This window comes from Aeromonas cavernicola, assembly GCF_002795305.1.
Taxonomy (GTDB): domain Bacteria; phylum Pseudomonadota; class Gammaproteobacteria; order Enterobacterales; family Aeromonadaceae; genus Aeromonas; species Aeromonas cavernicola.
The window spans coordinates 37,923-51,964 of sequence record NZ_PGGC01000080.1 but is presented as its reverse complement, the minus strand read 5'-3'; the positions used below and the strand labels follow the sequence as shown (position 1 = coordinate 51,964).

Genomic DNA, 14,042 nt, shown 5'->3' with positions numbered 1-14,042 from the left:
CCTCGTTAACCAAAGTTCGGCACTATGTTAGCTTTTTGAATATTGGTAAAAGCCAACACGTCGTCCTTACCATCTACCATCAAAGTGATCATGTCACCCTGTACGGCTTTGATCACGCCTTTGAACTTGCGGCGGTTATTTGTTGCCATACGAAGCGTTACCGCCACCTCTTGGCCAACGTACTTCTCAAATTGGGTGACCTTGAACAGTGGACGGTCTAGACCAGGCGAGGAAACTTCAAGGTAATATTCCTCAGCAATCGGGTCTTCGACATCCATAATGGCGCCCACTTGATGGCTAACTTCAGCACAGTTTTCAACTGTAACGCCGTCTTCACCGTCAATGTAGACACGTAGAGTGGAGTGTTTACCAGCACGGATAAACTCAACTCCCCAAAGTTCAAAGCCCAAGGCAACGACAGAAGCCTCGAGCATATCGGTCAAACGTTGCTCTAACGTAGCCAAAGTCACCCTCCAAAAAACAAAAAAAGGGCATAAAGCCCAGATATATAACTATTCAGAGTAAATTCTACATAACAAAAAGCCCCGATTTCAAATCGGGGCTTGGCGCTTTACCCTGATTGTCATCTTTCGATGACCGCTTTCCTGAGCCTAGGAAATGCGTGATATGGTTGCGGGGGCCGGATTTGAACCGACGACCTTCGGGTTATGAGCCCGACGAGCTACCATGCTGCTCCACCCCGCGGCCGAAACCACTTAAAGATTGCACATAATTGAATATCAACTATATGAATCTCAACAACAATCTACATTTTACGTAGACAATATTAAATTGGTGCCGTGGGCGGGACTCGAACCCGCACACCCTAGAGCACTACCCCCTCAAGATAGCGTGTCTACCAATTCCACCACCACGGCTAAACTATCACTCTGGGACATCAGCATCTTTACTAGCTGGTTCTTTGATTTGCTCGACTTTATTAGTCTGTTGCAAATCATCCCATTCACCACCCTGTTTTACTTTATTGCTCGACATTGAGCCAAGCACCAAGCTTATGACGAAAAACAAGGTTGCCAAAATCGCTGTAGTTCTTGTCAGAAAACTCCCTGACCCACTAGAACCAAAAACAGTATTTGATGCGCCAGCGCCAAAAGATGCTCCCATATCAGCGCCTTTGCCTTGCTGAACCATCACAAGCCCGATTAAAGCAAGAGAAACTAGCAAGTAAAGCACTAAAAGAATTTCATACATTAACGTGTATCCTTTACCACCTATCACATACCAACATAATCAAAAAAATGAATAATAGTTGGCGGGGTTATTTTACACTCTGGCGTGGCGTAATATTTATTTATAACAAAAAGGTTGGCTAGATTCTCTAGCAGCCATCTTGTTAGAGCGCGGCAGATAATATCGACAGGATTGTCTGCTGACAAGCGCTATTTTTCATTTCGCGAGCTGATTGAACAAGATACAAGCAGGGCGACTAAAAATCGCCCGCTTTGTTAACTAAAACGCCGATACCACTTGGTCCGCAATACGTTGCGCCATATCACGTACCTGCTGTTCACTTTCCCCTTCTACCATCACCCGGATAAGGGGTTCGGTACCGGATTTACGCAGCAGTACGCGGCCACGGCCAGCCAGCTCTTGTTCGACCTTGGCAACCTCCTGCTGGACCGCCTCTGCGGTTAGAGGATCTTTACCTTCGGCAAAGCGAACATTCACTAATACTTGCGGAAACTTACTCATACCAGAGCGCAGTTTTGCCAGCGGCATCTCCGCACAGCGCATAGCCGTGAGTACCTGCAGCGCCGCAACGATGCCATCCCCAGTAGTGGTTTGATCTAGACAAATGATGTGACCGGAATTCTCACCACCAATGCGCCATCCTTTCTCTTCCATCATCTCAAGCACATAGCGGTCACCTACCTTGGCCCGCGCAAACGGGATACCAAGGGTCTGCAACGCCAACTCCAAACCCATATTGGCCATCAGGGTACCCACTACGCCACCTTTTAGGCGACCATTGCGCAAGGCATCTCGGGCAATGATGTAGAGGATCTCGTCGCCATCGATGAGATAACCACTGTGATCAACCATGATAAGGCGGTCACCATCGCCATCAAATGCCACACCAAGATCAGCATTGCACTCCAGTACCTTGGCAACCAGCGCCTCGGGAGCCGTCGAACCGACGCCGTCGTTGATGTTGAGACCATCTGGGGCACAACCCATGGTAATAAGCTCAGCGCCCAGCTCGCGGAAAACCGACGGGGCGATGTGATAAGTAGCACCATGACCACAGTCGACCACTATCTTTACCCCTTCCAGATTCATGTGGGAAGGAAAGGTACTCTTACAGAACTCAATGTAGCGACCTGCGGCATCGTCAATACGCACTGCTTTGCCAAGCTCAGCAGAATCAACGCATTTGAGTTCGTGATCCAGCTCAGCCTCAATGGCCAGCTCAACCTCATCAGGCAACTTAGTGCCATCAGCAGAGAAGAATTTGATGCCGTTATCGTAGAAAGGATTATGGGAGGCGCTGATGACGATCCCGGCTTCGGCACGGAAAGTGCGAGTTAGATAAGCAACAGCTGGGGTAGGCATAGGGCCCATCAGAATGGCTTTGAGACCTGCGGCGGAGAGGCCTGCTTCTAGAGCAGACTCCAACATGTAGCCAGAGATACGGGTATCTTTACCAATCAATACCTTTTTGGTGCCCTTCTTGGAGAGAACCTTACCGGCAGCCCAACCCAGCTTCATCACAAAATCAGGGGTGATGGGATATTCACCAACCTTGCCACGTACCCCATCAGTGCCAAAATACTTTCTTGCCATTGTCTGTTCTCTTTAATTATCTGGAAATAAAATCTTGTCCCGTCATTGCCAACCAGCCGACGCGCAATGCGTCCATGGTCTCCCGCACATCGTGGACCCGAATGATACGTGCCCCATGCTGCATGCCGATAAGGGCGCATGCCAGACTGCCGGGTAGGCACTTATCTACTGGACGGCGAAGCAAGTTGCCTATCATAGACTTTCGCGACATCCCTACCAATAGCGGCAAGCCATAATCAAGCAGTTCCTTTTGAGTAGCTAATAGCTGGTAGTTATGTTCAAGGGTCTTGCCAAATCCGTATCCCGGATCCAGCAATAATTGCTCACGCTTAAGCCCGGCAGCAAGGCAGGCGGCAATCCGTTCATCGAAAAAGGCCCGCATTTCTACCAGCAAATCATCATAGTGTGGTTCGAGCTGCATAGTTCTTGGCTGCCCTTGCATATGCATGAGGCAAACGGGAACGTCAGCTTCTGCTGCAACGGCAAGTGCACCGGGTTCCTGCAAAGCCCGTACATCGTTTATAAGATGTGCCCCAACCGCACATCCTTCACGCATCACCACAGCCTTGGAAGTATCGAGAGAGATCATCACATCCAACTCACAAACCAAGCGCTCTACCACTGGGATGACTCTATCTAGCTCCTCCTGTTCGCTCACCTCGGGCGCACCAGGGCGGGTTGACTCACCACCGATGTCGATGAGGGTCGCCCCATCGGAGACCATCTGCCGCGCATGAGCCATTGCCTGTTCGAACTGATTGAAATGTCCACCATCGGAGAAGGAGTCGGGCGTCACATTGAGGATCCCCATCACATGGGGACGATCGAAGGAGAGGCTAAGCCCCTTGCTGATTAACTGCATTTTCACGTCCATCTGATAAAGAAAAACCCCGGGCAAGCCCGGGGTTTGGAGAGTCACGATTATTTGGCCGGGGCGTCGTTGGCTTTGTCGATAGAGACCTCCGCCACCGGCGCAGCTTCATCAGCCGACCTGACCTCAGCAGCCACGGTAGAACCGCCTTGCGGGGTATCTCCGTGCTCGTCATGCCAGTTGCTGGGCGCACGAACCTCACGGCGCGCCATCAGATCATCGATCTGCTTAGCATCAATGGTCTCGTACTTCATCAGCGCATCTTTCATGCTGTGCAACACGTCCATGTTATCCAGCAGGATCTGCTTGGAGCGGGCGTAGTTGCGGTCGATGACCAGCTTGACCTCGGCATCAATGACGCGAGCGGTATCGTCGGACATGTGCTTGGCCTTGGCCATGCTGCGACCAAGGAACACTTCACCATCTTCTTCCGCGTAGAGCATTGGGCCGAGACGTTCGGACATCCCCCACTGGGTTACCATCTTACGAGCAATATCAGTGGCACGTTCGATGTCATTGGAAGCACCAGTAGAAACCCTTTCAGTACCGTAAATCAGTTCTTCCGCCAGACGACCACCATATAGGCTGGAGATCATGGATTCCAGATGCTGCTTAGAGTGGCTCCAGCGATCCTGTTCAGGCAGATACATAGTCACACCCAGTGCACGACCGCGAGGAATAATGGAAACCTTGTAAACGGGGTCATGATCCGGAACCACGCGACCGATAATGGCGTGACCCGCTTCGTGATAAGCAGTCATCTCCTTTTCGGACTCTTTCATTACCATGGAACGACGTTCAGCCCCCATCATGATCTTATCCTTGGCCTTCTCGAACTCGGCCATGGAGACCACACGGCGGCTCTCGCGAGCAGAGAAGAGGGCAGCTTCGTTGACCAAGTTAGCCAAGTCAGCCCCAGAGAAACCTGGCGTACCACGGGCAATCAGCGCCGGATTGACGTCATCCGCCAACGGCACTTTGCGCATGTGCACTTTCAGGATCTGCTCGCGACCACGGACATCCGGCAGACCGACCACAACCTGACGGTCGAAACGGCCCGGACGCAGCAGTGCCGGATCCAGTACGTCAGGACGGTTGGTGGCAGCAATGACGATAATGCCTTCGTTGCCTTCAAAGCCATCCATCTCTACCAGCATCTGGTTAAGGGTCTGCTCACGTTCATCGTGCCCCCCCCCCAGACCGGCGCCACGCTGGCGGCCGACAGCATCAATTTCATCGATAAAAATGATGCAGGGGGAGGATTTCTTGGCTTGTTCGAACATGTCACGCACCCGAGAGGCACCGACACCGACGAACATTTCCACGAAATCGGAACCGGAGATGGTGAAGAACGGTACCTTTGCCTCGCCCGCAATGGCCTTAGCCAGCAAAGTTTTACCGGTACCGGGAGGACCAACCAGCAGCACGCCGGTCGGGATTTTGCCACCCAGCTTCTGAAATTTGCTCGGATCGCGCAGATAGTCAACCAGCTCCTTCACCTCTTCCTTGGCTTCATCGCAACCTGCAACATCAGCAAAGGTGGTCTTGATCTGATCTTCGCTCATCAGGCGAGCCTTGCTCTTGCCAAACGACATGGCACCTTTGCCACCGCCGCCCTGCATCTGACGCATGAAGAAGACCCAGACACCGATCAGCAGCAGCATCGGGAACCAGGAGATGAAGATAGAGGTCAACAGAGACGGCTCTTCCGGCTTCTCGCCCATCACTTTGACATTGTGATTGAGCATGTCGTTGAGCAGCTGGGGATCCGGCGCAGGGATGATGGTGGTGAATCGTTCACCAGTACGCTTGACGCCATTAATGACCTTACCGTCCATCCGCACTTCACGGATCTGCTCTTGGGTCACCTCTTTAACAAAGCTGGAATAGTCCAGCTGGCGACTTGTGGTATCGCTGGGGCTGAAGCTATTGAACACCGACATCAAAACGACGGCGATGACCAGCCACAGGATTAAGTTTTTCGCCATGTCACTCAAATCAGTAACCTCGCAGACTGACAGTTAACGATGAAGGTTAGGGTACTACAGTTTAAAACCGGTAGCCACAATGTAGACTTCCCGTGATCTGGCTCGGGATGAGTCTGGTTTACGAATTTTGACAGCGGAGAAAAGTTTACGGATTTCATTGAGATAGGCATCAAAGCCCTCTCCCTGAAACACCTTCACCACAAAACTGCCGTCATTGCGCAATACCTGATTGCACATGTCTAGCGCCAGCTCGACCAGATACATGGCGCGAGCCTGATCCACCTGCTGGGTACCGCTCATGTTGGGCGCCATATCAGACATCACGACATCAACCTTGTCAGGACCCACACGCTCCAGCAAGGCGCCGAGCACAGTTTCCTCCCGAAAGTCCCCTTGCAGGAAATCGACACCGGCAATGGGATCCATCGGCAAAATGTCACATGCGATGACGCGACCCGAATCACCAACCTGTTCAACCGCGAACTGGGACCACCCACCGGGGGCTGCCCCCAAATCTACTACAGTCATGCCATTTTTCAGCAAGCGATCCTTGCCCTGGATCTCGTCAATCTTGAAAACAGCACGAGAACGCAGGCCCATTTTCTGGGCTTTTTTGACGTATTGATCGTCGAAATGTTCTTTTAACCAGCGAGTTGAACTGGGGGAACGTTTTTTCTGGGTCATGATAATCGACTTTAAAAAACCACAAGGGTTATTAGTATTAAGGGCTAAGTGGGGGTAGAATACGCCCCTTTCAACCCTGACTTATGAAGAAATTGCGATGATTCTCAACAACAAACAAAAACAGTACCTGAAGGGCCTTGCCCACAACCTCAAACCTGTCGTTCTGCTCGGTCAGCATGGCCTGACAGAAGGTGTACTGGTAGAGATCGACCTAGCACTCAGCCATCACGAGCTAATCAAAGTTAAGGTTGCCTCGGAAAATCGCGAGATGAAGCAGCTGGTTATGGATGCCATCGTCCGTGAAACAGGCGCTGTAAAAGTACAAAGCTTAGGGCATATCCTGACTATTTATCGTGCTGCTAATATTCCCAAAATCCAAATACCTAGGAAATAAATAGTAAGCATTTTTATAATTTAAAACTTTATAGCCCACGATACATCGTGAGATATAAACCGCTTATGAATGCGCAATAACTACTAATGATTTTAGAATCGATATGACTGACTAGCTAACAACAGTCGAGTATTTATCCAAATATCGTTACTAAAGTACAACACTAATTTTTTACTTGTTTACACCTGTAACATTGCAAATCTAAGAATAATCAGGGGAATTTAAATCCCCTGGATATTAACTATTGTTATATGTAAGCAATGTCGACTATTTCATACTCAACATCACCTGCAGGTGTTTTTACGATTGCGACGTCATCAACCTCTTTTCCTACAAGGGCTCGTGCTATAGGTGAATTCACAGATATAAGATTGTGCTTAATATCCGACTCATCATCACCAACAATCCGATAAACCACCTCTTCCTCGCTATCTAACTTTAACAGAGTAACAGTTGAGCCAAATATCACGCGGCCATTGTTGGTTACCTTAGTTACGTCTATCACATGGGCGTTTGAAAGCTTGGCTTCAATCTCTTGAATACGCCCCTCACAAAATCCCTGCTGTTCTCTAGCTGCATGATATTCGGCGTTTTCTTTTAAATCACCATGCTCACGCGCATCCGCAATGGCTTCTATAATTTGTGGGCGCTGCACCGTCTTGAGATAATCGAGCTCTTCGCGCAGCTTTTCAGCGCCGCGAACAGTCATCGGGGTATAATTCATAATAAAAACCTAGGTTGTTTGACAATCGATACTACGGCTTTCTAATGCTGTATGTAGCCGCCAATTAGGATTCAGTATCTTAGTATGAAGCCTAGGTAAAATCCATGTCAGTCCTGTACTGATATTTTAGTGAAAAAAATGCTTCACCTTTATGGTACCGATAGAGGGGCTGATACGGCTGGTTTTCCTTGCATAATAGCAATCTCAACTCGTCTATTAATTCGTCGATTCTCTGGTGTGTTATTAGGTACTAGAGGTTTAGCATCCGCCATCCCCTGTACCACAAGACGTCCTTGTGCAAAACCAGGTACTTTTATCATCTGATGCGCAACAGCAACAGCACGCTGTGAAGAAAGTTCCCAGTTGGAACGAAACAATTCATCGTCGGTTGCTACATTATCCGTGTGACCTGAAATAGTTATCTCACCAGGTACATCTTTAAGTAATTCAGCAACCTTGCGAATAACTGGCCAAAATTGAGGCTGCAAGAAAGCAGAACCTGCAGGAAACGACGCTTTTTCCCTAATTCGAATAATGACCTGCTGCCCTAATGCTTCAATTTCAATCGCCCCATCTTGAATCTGGGCTTTCATTTGTTCGGCAAGAGATTTAGCTAATGCGTTGGATTCTTCTTGAGTATCTTGCAGCGTTTCCTTGGAGGTGTCTCGGCTGGGCTGCTGATTATCTTTTTGATTCTGACCACCAGTTTTATCCTCTTCGCCAGGCAAGAAATCTAGCTCCGTTTTAGTCATGTCTGACGTCTGTTGCATAATAGTGTCGATAGGAGTCGGTTCAGGACGGCCGGGGCTGAACTCTTGTGCAATCACTGACGTTCCTTTAGGAATATCTTGGACTTCTAGTGTATTTTGTATTCCAAAGGCTTTTTCCATAGAACCAGCTATCTGCTTAAACTTTTGCACGTCCATCTCAGCAAACGACAATAGTAATACGAAGAAGCACATCAATAGAGACATAAGGTCCGCAAAAGTGCCCATGTAGCCGGGCAGACCAGGTGGTGGACACTTACAATCAGACATAATCGCCTCTTATTCTGCGCCAGTATTGCGTTTGGATTGATTCAGATAATTCTGCAACATCGACTGTACAACCCTAGGGTTCTGGCCGTCTTGAATACCCATGATAGCATCGAGAATTAACGCCCGACTGAGCTTCTCTTCACCGCTACGTAGCTCTAGTTTGTCAGCGATAGGGATAGCAAGCATATTCGCTTCAATAGCGCCATAAAGCGTTGTTAACAATGCCACCGCCATTGCTGGGCCGATTGATTTGGGGTCACTCATATTCGCCAGCATCGCCACCAATCCGACTAAGGTACCGATCATCCCCATCGCAGGCCCCAAGTCACCTAGTGAGCGGAATACTTTTATCGCAATAACATGTCGCTCACTAGTCAGATCCATGTCTTTTTCCATGACAGCACGTACTACATCAGCATCATGGCCGTCAACCAACATATCGATCCCTTTCTTCATAAAGGCATTAGGTATCTCTGCAGCCTCAAGTGCCAAGAACCCCCCTTTGCGAGCGGCATCGGCTAGCTCAACGGCCTTAGCAATCAAATCTTCTAACTTATCACCCTTGTACATGAAGGCTTTACCAGCGACTTTGAATGCCATCAAAAACTGCCCAAGATTGAACTTCATCATGGCGATAAAGATAGAACCAAGAACGGTGATATAGATGGAAGGCATGTCTACATACATGTTCATGGGGCCACCCAATAGCATGCCGTACACTACAACCCCAAATCCGAGAATTATGCCGATTAGACTTGCTAGATCCACGTCCCTTACTCCTGTCACCAGCTTGGCGTTATTTATTATATTAAATAGTCTGTAATCACATCACTAGCGGTAAGTTTGAATCTACCGACGAGCCCTGCTTCTTATCGGCCGTTTTTCTAGGAGTTTGAGTGAACAGTGATTTTTCCGCCTCCCCCAAGGGAGCAGCCAATGTTAATATAGGCTGCTTTTTTCCATTTCTAAGGGTGAACATGGCCACTAAAAAAAACCATCGGCTTAGTTTTGATGCCATTCTGGACGAATTAGAGACGATTGTTCACCGCCTTGAGAACGGCTCTGTATCGCTAGAAGATGCCCTTCAGAGTTTTGAACAGGGAGTTCATTTGGTTCGCGCTGGCCAGCACAAACTGGAGCAGGCTGAACAGAAAATCCAAATTCTCCTGACACAATCAGGTGACGTCGAACAGCTGTCGTCTTTCTATCCAACACAAGGAGAGGAGTGAATGACACTGGACGATTTTGCCAACCAGCATCGTCAGCGCATTGATGACTGTCTGCTCACACAACTCGATACCTTACCCACAATGGCACCACGTTTACTGGACGCCATGAAGTACGGTTTGCTCCTAGGCGGTAAGCGTGTTCGTCCTTTTTTAGTTTATGCCGTAGGAGAAATGCTGGGAGTAAACAGCGACCTGCTCGATGGACCTGCCGCTGCGGTAGAGTGCATCCATGCGTATTCCCTGATACATGACGATTTACCTGCCATGGATAACGACGATTTACGCCGCGGCCAACCCACTGTTCACAAAGCATTTGATGAGGGAATTGCCATTTTAGCTGGCGATGCCTTACAGACCTTGGCGTTTACTATCCTAGCCGACCATCCCATGCCAACAGAGCTAATGGCCAACCGAGTCAGGATGCTAAGCTCACTGGCGCGAGCATCTGGCTACCTCGGAATGTGTGGTGGTCAGGCATTAGATCTGCAAGCTGAAGGCTGTCGAATCAACCTCGCTGAACTAGAAAAAGTGCATCGCCACAAGACGGGTGCACTGATTGAGTGTGCTGTTACCCTAGGCGCCCTCTGTAAACCGGATGTCGATGAGGCCACGCTTAGCGCACTACACGCCTATGCAGCCGCAATCGGTCTCGCTTTTCAGGTGCAAGATGACATTCTAGATGTCACGGCTGATACCACCATACTCGGTAAGCCCCAAGGATCGGATCTCGCGCAACAAAAGAGTACGTATCCAGCCTTAATGGGGCTGTTGGAAGCCCAGAAACTCACACTTCAGCTTCATGCTAAAGCCTTAACAGCACTGCAAGCTTTACCTTACAATACCGATATTCTTGAAGCGTTTGCCGATTACATCATCGAGCGAACCTACTAAACGCTGGATAACAGTAACTATATGAGCGTTGATATTAGCAATTTTCCCAATCTAGCCCTCGCAGACACGCCGGTTGAGTTACGCTCCCTCCCCTTCGAGCGCCTGCCGTCTTTATGCAACGAGTTGCGCGAGTATCTGCTGCGCTCGGTGAGCCGATCCAGTGGTCACTTTGCCTCTGGGCTTGGCACCGTCGAGCTAACCGTGGCACTTCATTATGTCTACAACACGCCATTTGATCGCTTGATCTGGGATGTTGGTCATCAGGCCTATCCTCACAAAATTTTGACTGGGCGCCGTGACCAAATTCATACCATTCGCCAAAAAGAGGGGCTGCATCCCTTCCCTTGGCGTGGCGAGAGTGAATACGACGTGCTCAGCGTTGGCCACTCCAGCACGTCCATCGGTGCTGCGTTAGGTATGGCGGTCGCGGCTGAGAGCGAAGGTCGGGGCCGCAAAGTCGTTGCGGTCATTGGCGATGGGGCAATTACTGCTGGGATGGCATTTGAAGCACTCAATCATGCAGGGGATGTGCACAAGGATATGCTGGTAGTGCTCAATGACAACGAGATGTCCATCTCTGAAAATGTCGGGGCACTCAACAATCACTTAGCCAGGATGATGTCTGGCAAACTTTACACCACCATACGCGAAGGCGGCAAAAAGGTGCTTGCCGGACTACCGCCAGTCAAAGAGCTTGCTAAACGGGCGGAAGAACATCTTAAGGGGATGGTCGTCCCTGGCACCCTGTTCGAAGAGTTCGGCTTTAACTATATAGGCCCAATTGACGGCCACGATATTCATGCACTAGTTGAAACGCTACGCAACATGCGTAACCTAAAAGGCCCCCAACTACTGCACGTCAAGACCAAGAAAGGCAAAGGGTATGAGCCTGCAGAAAGAGATCCAATCGGTTATCATGCAGTCCCTAAGTTCAATCCTGACGATACTGCACTGCCCAAGAAAAGTGGTGTTAAACCGACATTTTCTGCCATTTTTGGGCAATGGTTATGTGATATTGCCGCGCAAGATGAAAGAGTCATTGGCATTACTCCCGCCATGCGTGAAGGGTCTGGATTAGTCAAGTTCAGCCAACAGTATCCGGATCGCTATTTTGATGTCGCCATTGCCGAGCAACATGCCGTCACCTTTGCGGCTGGCCTTGCCATCGCCGATAAAAAACCGGTTGTCGCTATCTACTCAAGCTTCTTGCAACGCGCTTACGATCAAGTGATCCATGATGTGGCGTTACAAAATTTACCCGTGTTGTTTGCTATCGATCGGGCGGGATTGGTTGGTGCAGATGGCCCTACACACCAAGGGGCATTCGACATTAGCTTCCTGCGCACCATACCCAATATGGTGGTGATGACGCCATCCGATGAAAATGAATGCCGTCAAATGCTCTATACCGGTTACCTACACCAAGGGCCTGCCGCAGTTCGTTATCCACGTGGTAATAGCCAGAGCGATGCACCCATTTCCTCAGAAATGCAGGCTATTACGCTCGGAAAAGGTCGCCTCATACGAGAAGGTCAAGGCACAGCAATCTTAGCCTTTGGCACCCTACTCCAATCAGCTAAATTAGCGGCGGATGCTCTCGATGCCACATTAGTAGACATGCGCTTCGTCAAACCGCTTGATGAGGCACTGGTACTCTCGTTAGCAGCAACACACCATCAGTTTGTGACGATTGAAGACAACGCCATCATGGGTGGTGCAGGATCGGCCGTTAACGAGCTGCTGATGCGTCAAAAACGGCGTAATCCCGTCCTTAACTTAGGTTTACCTGATCGCTTCATCGAGCAGGGCACCCAAGAAGAGATCTACGCAATGCTGGGGCTGGATAGTCAGGGCATTCAGGCCAGTATTGAGGCGTGGTCACGCGTCTAACGCCACAAGGTTCATACCTGCAACAGGTTGTTATGGTATTGGCCTGAAAAAATCCCCGAGCAGTAGCTCGGGGATTTTTTATTTCGTGGCTCCTAGCGGACAGGCTTGTGTCCCATAGGCAGGCCCTGCCTATCAGGCATACACTGGGAAGCGGCGGCAGATGTCCAGCACCTGCTCGCGTACGGTGGCCAGCACGGCATCGTTGTCGTGGTTGTCCAGTACATCGCAGATCCAGTTGGTCAGCTGGATGGACTCGGCTTCCTTGAAACCACGGCGGGTGATGGCCGGGGTACCGATCCGCACACCTGAGGTGACGAACGGGGAGCGCGGGTCGTTAGGCACGGAGTTCTTGTTGACGGTGATGTTGGCTTTGCCCAGTGCAGCGTCAGCCTCCTTACCAGTCAGCTCGCGGCCAATCAGGTCAACCAGCATCAGATGGTTGTCGGTACCGCCGGAGACGATCTTGTAACCGCGCTCGATAAAGGTCGCAGCCATCGCCTTGGCGTTTTTCACTACCTGAGCCTGATAGGTCTTGAACTCCGGCTCCAGCGCCTCTTTAAAGGCAACGGCTTTACCGGCGATGACGTGCATCAGCGGGCCACCCTGACCACCCGGGAAGACGGCGGAGTTGAGCTTCTTGTAGAGCTCTTCGTCGTCAGCGGCGGAGAGGATCAGACCACCACGGGGACCGGCCAGGGTCTTGTGAGTGGTAGAGGTCACTACGTGAGCGTGGGGAACCGGGTTCGGGTAGACGCCTGCGGCAATCAGACCAGCCACGTGGGCCATGTCGACGAACAAGTAAGCACCCACCTTATCGGCGATTTCGCGCATGCGGGCCCAGTCAACGATGCCGGAGTAGGCGGAGAAGCCACCTATCATCATCTTCGGCTTGTGTTCAACAGCCAGACGCTCCATCTCGTCGTAGTCAATTTTGCCAGACTCATCGATACCGTAAGGAATGATGTTGTAGAGCTTGCCGGAGAAGTTAACCGGAGAGCCGTGAGTCAAGTGACCACCGTGGGCCAGATTCATGCCCAGTACGGTGTCGCCCGGCTGCAGCAGAGCCATGTAAACGGCGCTGTTGGCTTGGGAGCCGGAGTGCGGCTGCACGTTAGCGTAAGTAGCACCGAACAGCTCTTTGGCGCGCTCGATGGCCAGGGTTTCGACCACATCCACATACTCGCAACCACCGTAGTAACGCTTGGCGGGGTAACCTTCGGCGTACTTGTTGGTCAACTGGGAGCCTTGTGCTTCCATGACACGGGGGCTGGTGTAGTTCTCAGACGCAATCAGTTCAATATGCTCTTCCTGACGACGGGTTTCGTCGGTGATGGCCTGCCACAGCTGGGGGTCATAGCCTGCGATGGTCATATCACGTTTCAACATCCGTTTCTCTCCTGAAAATCGTTTGCGCGTTAGATAAAGTGGTCGCTGGCATTGTAACGTGAGCGGGATCAAAGGGACAGTCAAAGCACCTAAAAAAATGTTTAATATATGTTGTAAAAAGCAAGTTTTCAGGATGAATGCAC

At 50.3% G+C, this 14,042-nt stretch carries 14 protein-coding genes and 2 tRNA genes; 4 read left to right on the top strand and 12 right to left on the bottom strand.

Going from position 1 to position 14,042, the window contains the following annotated elements:
- Positions 1 to 5 precede the first annotated feature (5 nt).
- From rimP to rlmE, 8 genes are all read right to left on the bottom strand, one after another.
- On the bottom strand, positions 6 to 464 hold the full coding sequence (rimP, locus tag CUC53_RS09330; RefSeq protein WP_100293903.1) for a ribosome maturation factor RimP: 459 nt from the start codon (positions 462 to 464) through the stop codon (positions 6 to 8).
- Between the two features lie 164 nt (positions 465 to 628).
- A tRNA-Met gene (locus CUC53_RS09325) sits at positions 629 to 705 on the bottom strand.
- A gap of 88 nt (positions 706 to 793) precedes the next feature.
- Positions 794 to 878: transfer RNA gene (locus CUC53_RS09320), tRNA-Leu, on the bottom strand.
- A gap of 7 nt (positions 879 to 885) precedes the next feature.
- Positions 886 to 1,212, bottom strand: a complete 327-nt coding sequence (gene secG, locus CUC53_RS09315) for a preprotein translocase subunit SecG (protein WP_100293902.1) — start codon at positions 1,210 to 1,212, stop codon at positions 886 to 888.
- Positions 1,213 to 1,470: 258 nt separating this feature from the next.
- Positions 1,471 to 2,805 (bottom strand): phosphoglucosamine mutase, encoded by a 1,335-nt coding sequence (gene glmM / locus CUC53_RS09310; protein WP_100293901.1) that lies wholly within the window; start codon positions 2,803 to 2,805, stop codon positions 1,471 to 1,473.
- Between the two features lie 16 nt (positions 2,806 to 2,821).
- The gene (folP, locus tag CUC53_RS09305) at positions 2,822 to 3,667 is read right to left on the bottom strand and encodes a dihydropteroate synthase (protein ID WP_100293900.1); all 846 of its coding nucleotides are present in this window, start codon (positions 3,665 to 3,667) and stop codon (positions 2,822 to 2,824) included.
- A gap of 59 nt (positions 3,668 to 3,726) precedes the next feature.
- Positions 3,727 to 5,673, bottom strand: a complete 1,947-nt coding sequence (gene ftsH / locus CUC53_RS09300; protein WP_100293899.1) for an ATP-dependent zinc metalloprotease FtsH — start codon at positions 5,671 to 5,673, stop codon at positions 3,727 to 3,729.
- Between the two features lie 45 nt (positions 5,674 to 5,718).
- A complete protein-coding gene (rlmE, locus tag CUC53_RS09295) occupies positions 5,719 to 6,348 on the bottom strand; it encodes a 23S rRNA (uridine(2552)-2'-O)-methyltransferase RlmE (RefSeq protein ID WP_100293898.1) in 630 nt (209 codons plus the stop codon).
- A gap of 97 nt (positions 6,349 to 6,445) precedes the next feature.
- On the opposite strand from rlmE, the gene yhbY reads away from it, so the two are divergent.
- Positions 6,446 to 6,742 (top strand): ribosome assembly RNA-binding protein YhbY, encoded by a 297-nt coding sequence (gene yhbY, locus CUC53_RS09290; RefSeq protein ID WP_100293897.1) that lies wholly within the window; start codon positions 6,446 to 6,448, stop codon positions 6,740 to 6,742.
- Positions 6,743 to 6,989: 247 nt separating this feature from the next.
- Here yhbY and greA read toward each other — a convergent pair whose 3' ends face one another.
- The 3 genes from greA to pomA all read right to left on the bottom strand — a co-directional run bounded on the left by greA (position 6,990) and on the right by pomA (position 9,271).
- Complete coding sequence (gene greA, locus CUC53_RS09285; RefSeq protein WP_100293896.1) at positions 6,990 to 7,466, bottom strand: transcription elongation factor GreA; 477 nt, start codon at positions 7,464 to 7,466, stop codon at positions 6,990 to 6,992.
- Positions 7,467 to 7,615: 149 nt separating this feature from the next.
- A complete protein-coding gene (locus CUC53_RS09280) occupies positions 7,616 to 8,503 on the bottom strand; it encodes a flagellar motor protein MotB (RefSeq protein ID WP_100293895.1) in 888 nt (295 codons plus the stop codon).
- A 9-nt stretch (positions 8,504 to 8,512) separates the two neighbouring features.
- Positions 8,513 to 9,271, bottom strand: a complete 759-nt coding sequence (pomA, locus tag CUC53_RS09275) for a flagellar motor protein PomA (RefSeq protein WP_100293894.1) — start codon at positions 9,269 to 9,271, stop codon at positions 8,513 to 8,515.
- A gap of 209 nt (positions 9,272 to 9,480) precedes the next feature.
- On the opposite strand from pomA, the gene xseB reads away from it, so the two are divergent.
- The 3 genes from xseB to dxs are packed head-to-tail and all read left to right on the top strand — an operon-like array spanning position 9,481 to position 12,513.
- Complete coding sequence (gene xseB, locus CUC53_RS09270; protein WP_100293922.1) at positions 9,481 to 9,732, top strand: exodeoxyribonuclease VII small subunit; 252 nt, start codon at positions 9,481 to 9,483, stop codon at positions 9,730 to 9,732.
- Entirely contained in the window at positions 9,733 to 10,623 is an 891-nt protein-coding gene (ispA, locus tag CUC53_RS09265; RefSeq protein WP_100293893.1) for a (2E,6E)-farnesyl diphosphate synthase, read from the top strand.
- Positions 10,624 to 10,644: 21 nt separating this feature from the next.
- A complete protein-coding gene (gene dxs, locus CUC53_RS09260) occupies positions 10,645 to 12,513 on the top strand; it encodes a 1-deoxy-D-xylulose-5-phosphate synthase (protein ID WP_100293892.1) in 1,869 nt (622 codons plus the stop codon).
- A 132-nt stretch (positions 12,514 to 12,645) separates the two neighbouring features.
- Here dxs and glyA read toward each other — a convergent pair whose 3' ends face one another.
- The gene (gene glyA / locus CUC53_RS09255; protein WP_100293891.1) at positions 12,646 to 13,899 is read right to left on the bottom strand and encodes a serine hydroxymethyltransferase; all 1,254 of its coding nucleotides are present in this window, start codon (positions 13,897 to 13,899) and stop codon (positions 12,646 to 12,648) included.
- Positions 13,900 to 14,042: the final 143 nt, after the last annotated feature.

Excerpts from the sequence above, each read along its gene's own strand:
- secG (WP_100293902.1), bottom strand. The coding sequence starts at position 1,212 with ATGTATGAAATTCTTTTAGTGCTTTACTTGCTAGTTTCTCTTGCTTTA.
- glmM (WP_100293901.1), bottom strand. The coding sequence starts at position 2,805 with ATGGCAAGAAAGTATTTTGGCACTGATGGGGTACGTGGCAAGGTTGGT.
- folP (WP_100293900.1), bottom strand. The coding sequence starts at position 3,667 with ATGCAGTTAATCAGCAAGGGGCTTAGCCTCTCCTTCGATCGTCCCCAT.
- rlmE (WP_100293898.1), bottom strand. The coding sequence starts at position 6,348 with ATGACCCAGAAAAAACGTTCCCCCAGTTCAACTCGCTGGTTAAAAGAA.
- yhbY (WP_100293897.1), top strand. The coding sequence starts at position 6,446 with ATGATTCTCAACAACAAACAAAAACAGTACCTGAAGGGCCTTGCCCAC.
- greA (WP_100293896.1), bottom strand. The coding sequence starts at position 7,466 with ATGAATTATACCCCGATGACTGTTCGCGGCGCTGAAAAGCTGCGCGAA.
- CUC53_RS09280 (WP_100293895.1), bottom strand. The coding sequence starts at position 8,503 with ATGTCTGATTGTAAGTGTCCACCACCTGGTCTGCCCGGCTACATGGGC.
- xseB (WP_100293922.1), top strand. The coding sequence starts at position 9,481 with ATGGCCACTAAAAAAAACCATCGGCTTAGTTTTGATGCCATTCTGGAC.
- ispA (WP_100293893.1), top strand. The coding sequence starts at position 9,733 with ATGACACTGGACGATTTTGCCAACCAGCATCGTCAGCGCATTGATGAC.
- dxs (WP_100293892.1), top strand. The coding sequence starts at position 10,645 with ATGAGCGTTGATATTAGCAATTTTCCCAATCTAGCCCTCGCAGACACG.
- glyA (WP_100293891.1), bottom strand. The coding sequence starts at position 13,899 with ATGTTGAAACGTGATATGACCATCGCAGGCTATGACCCCCAGCTGTGG.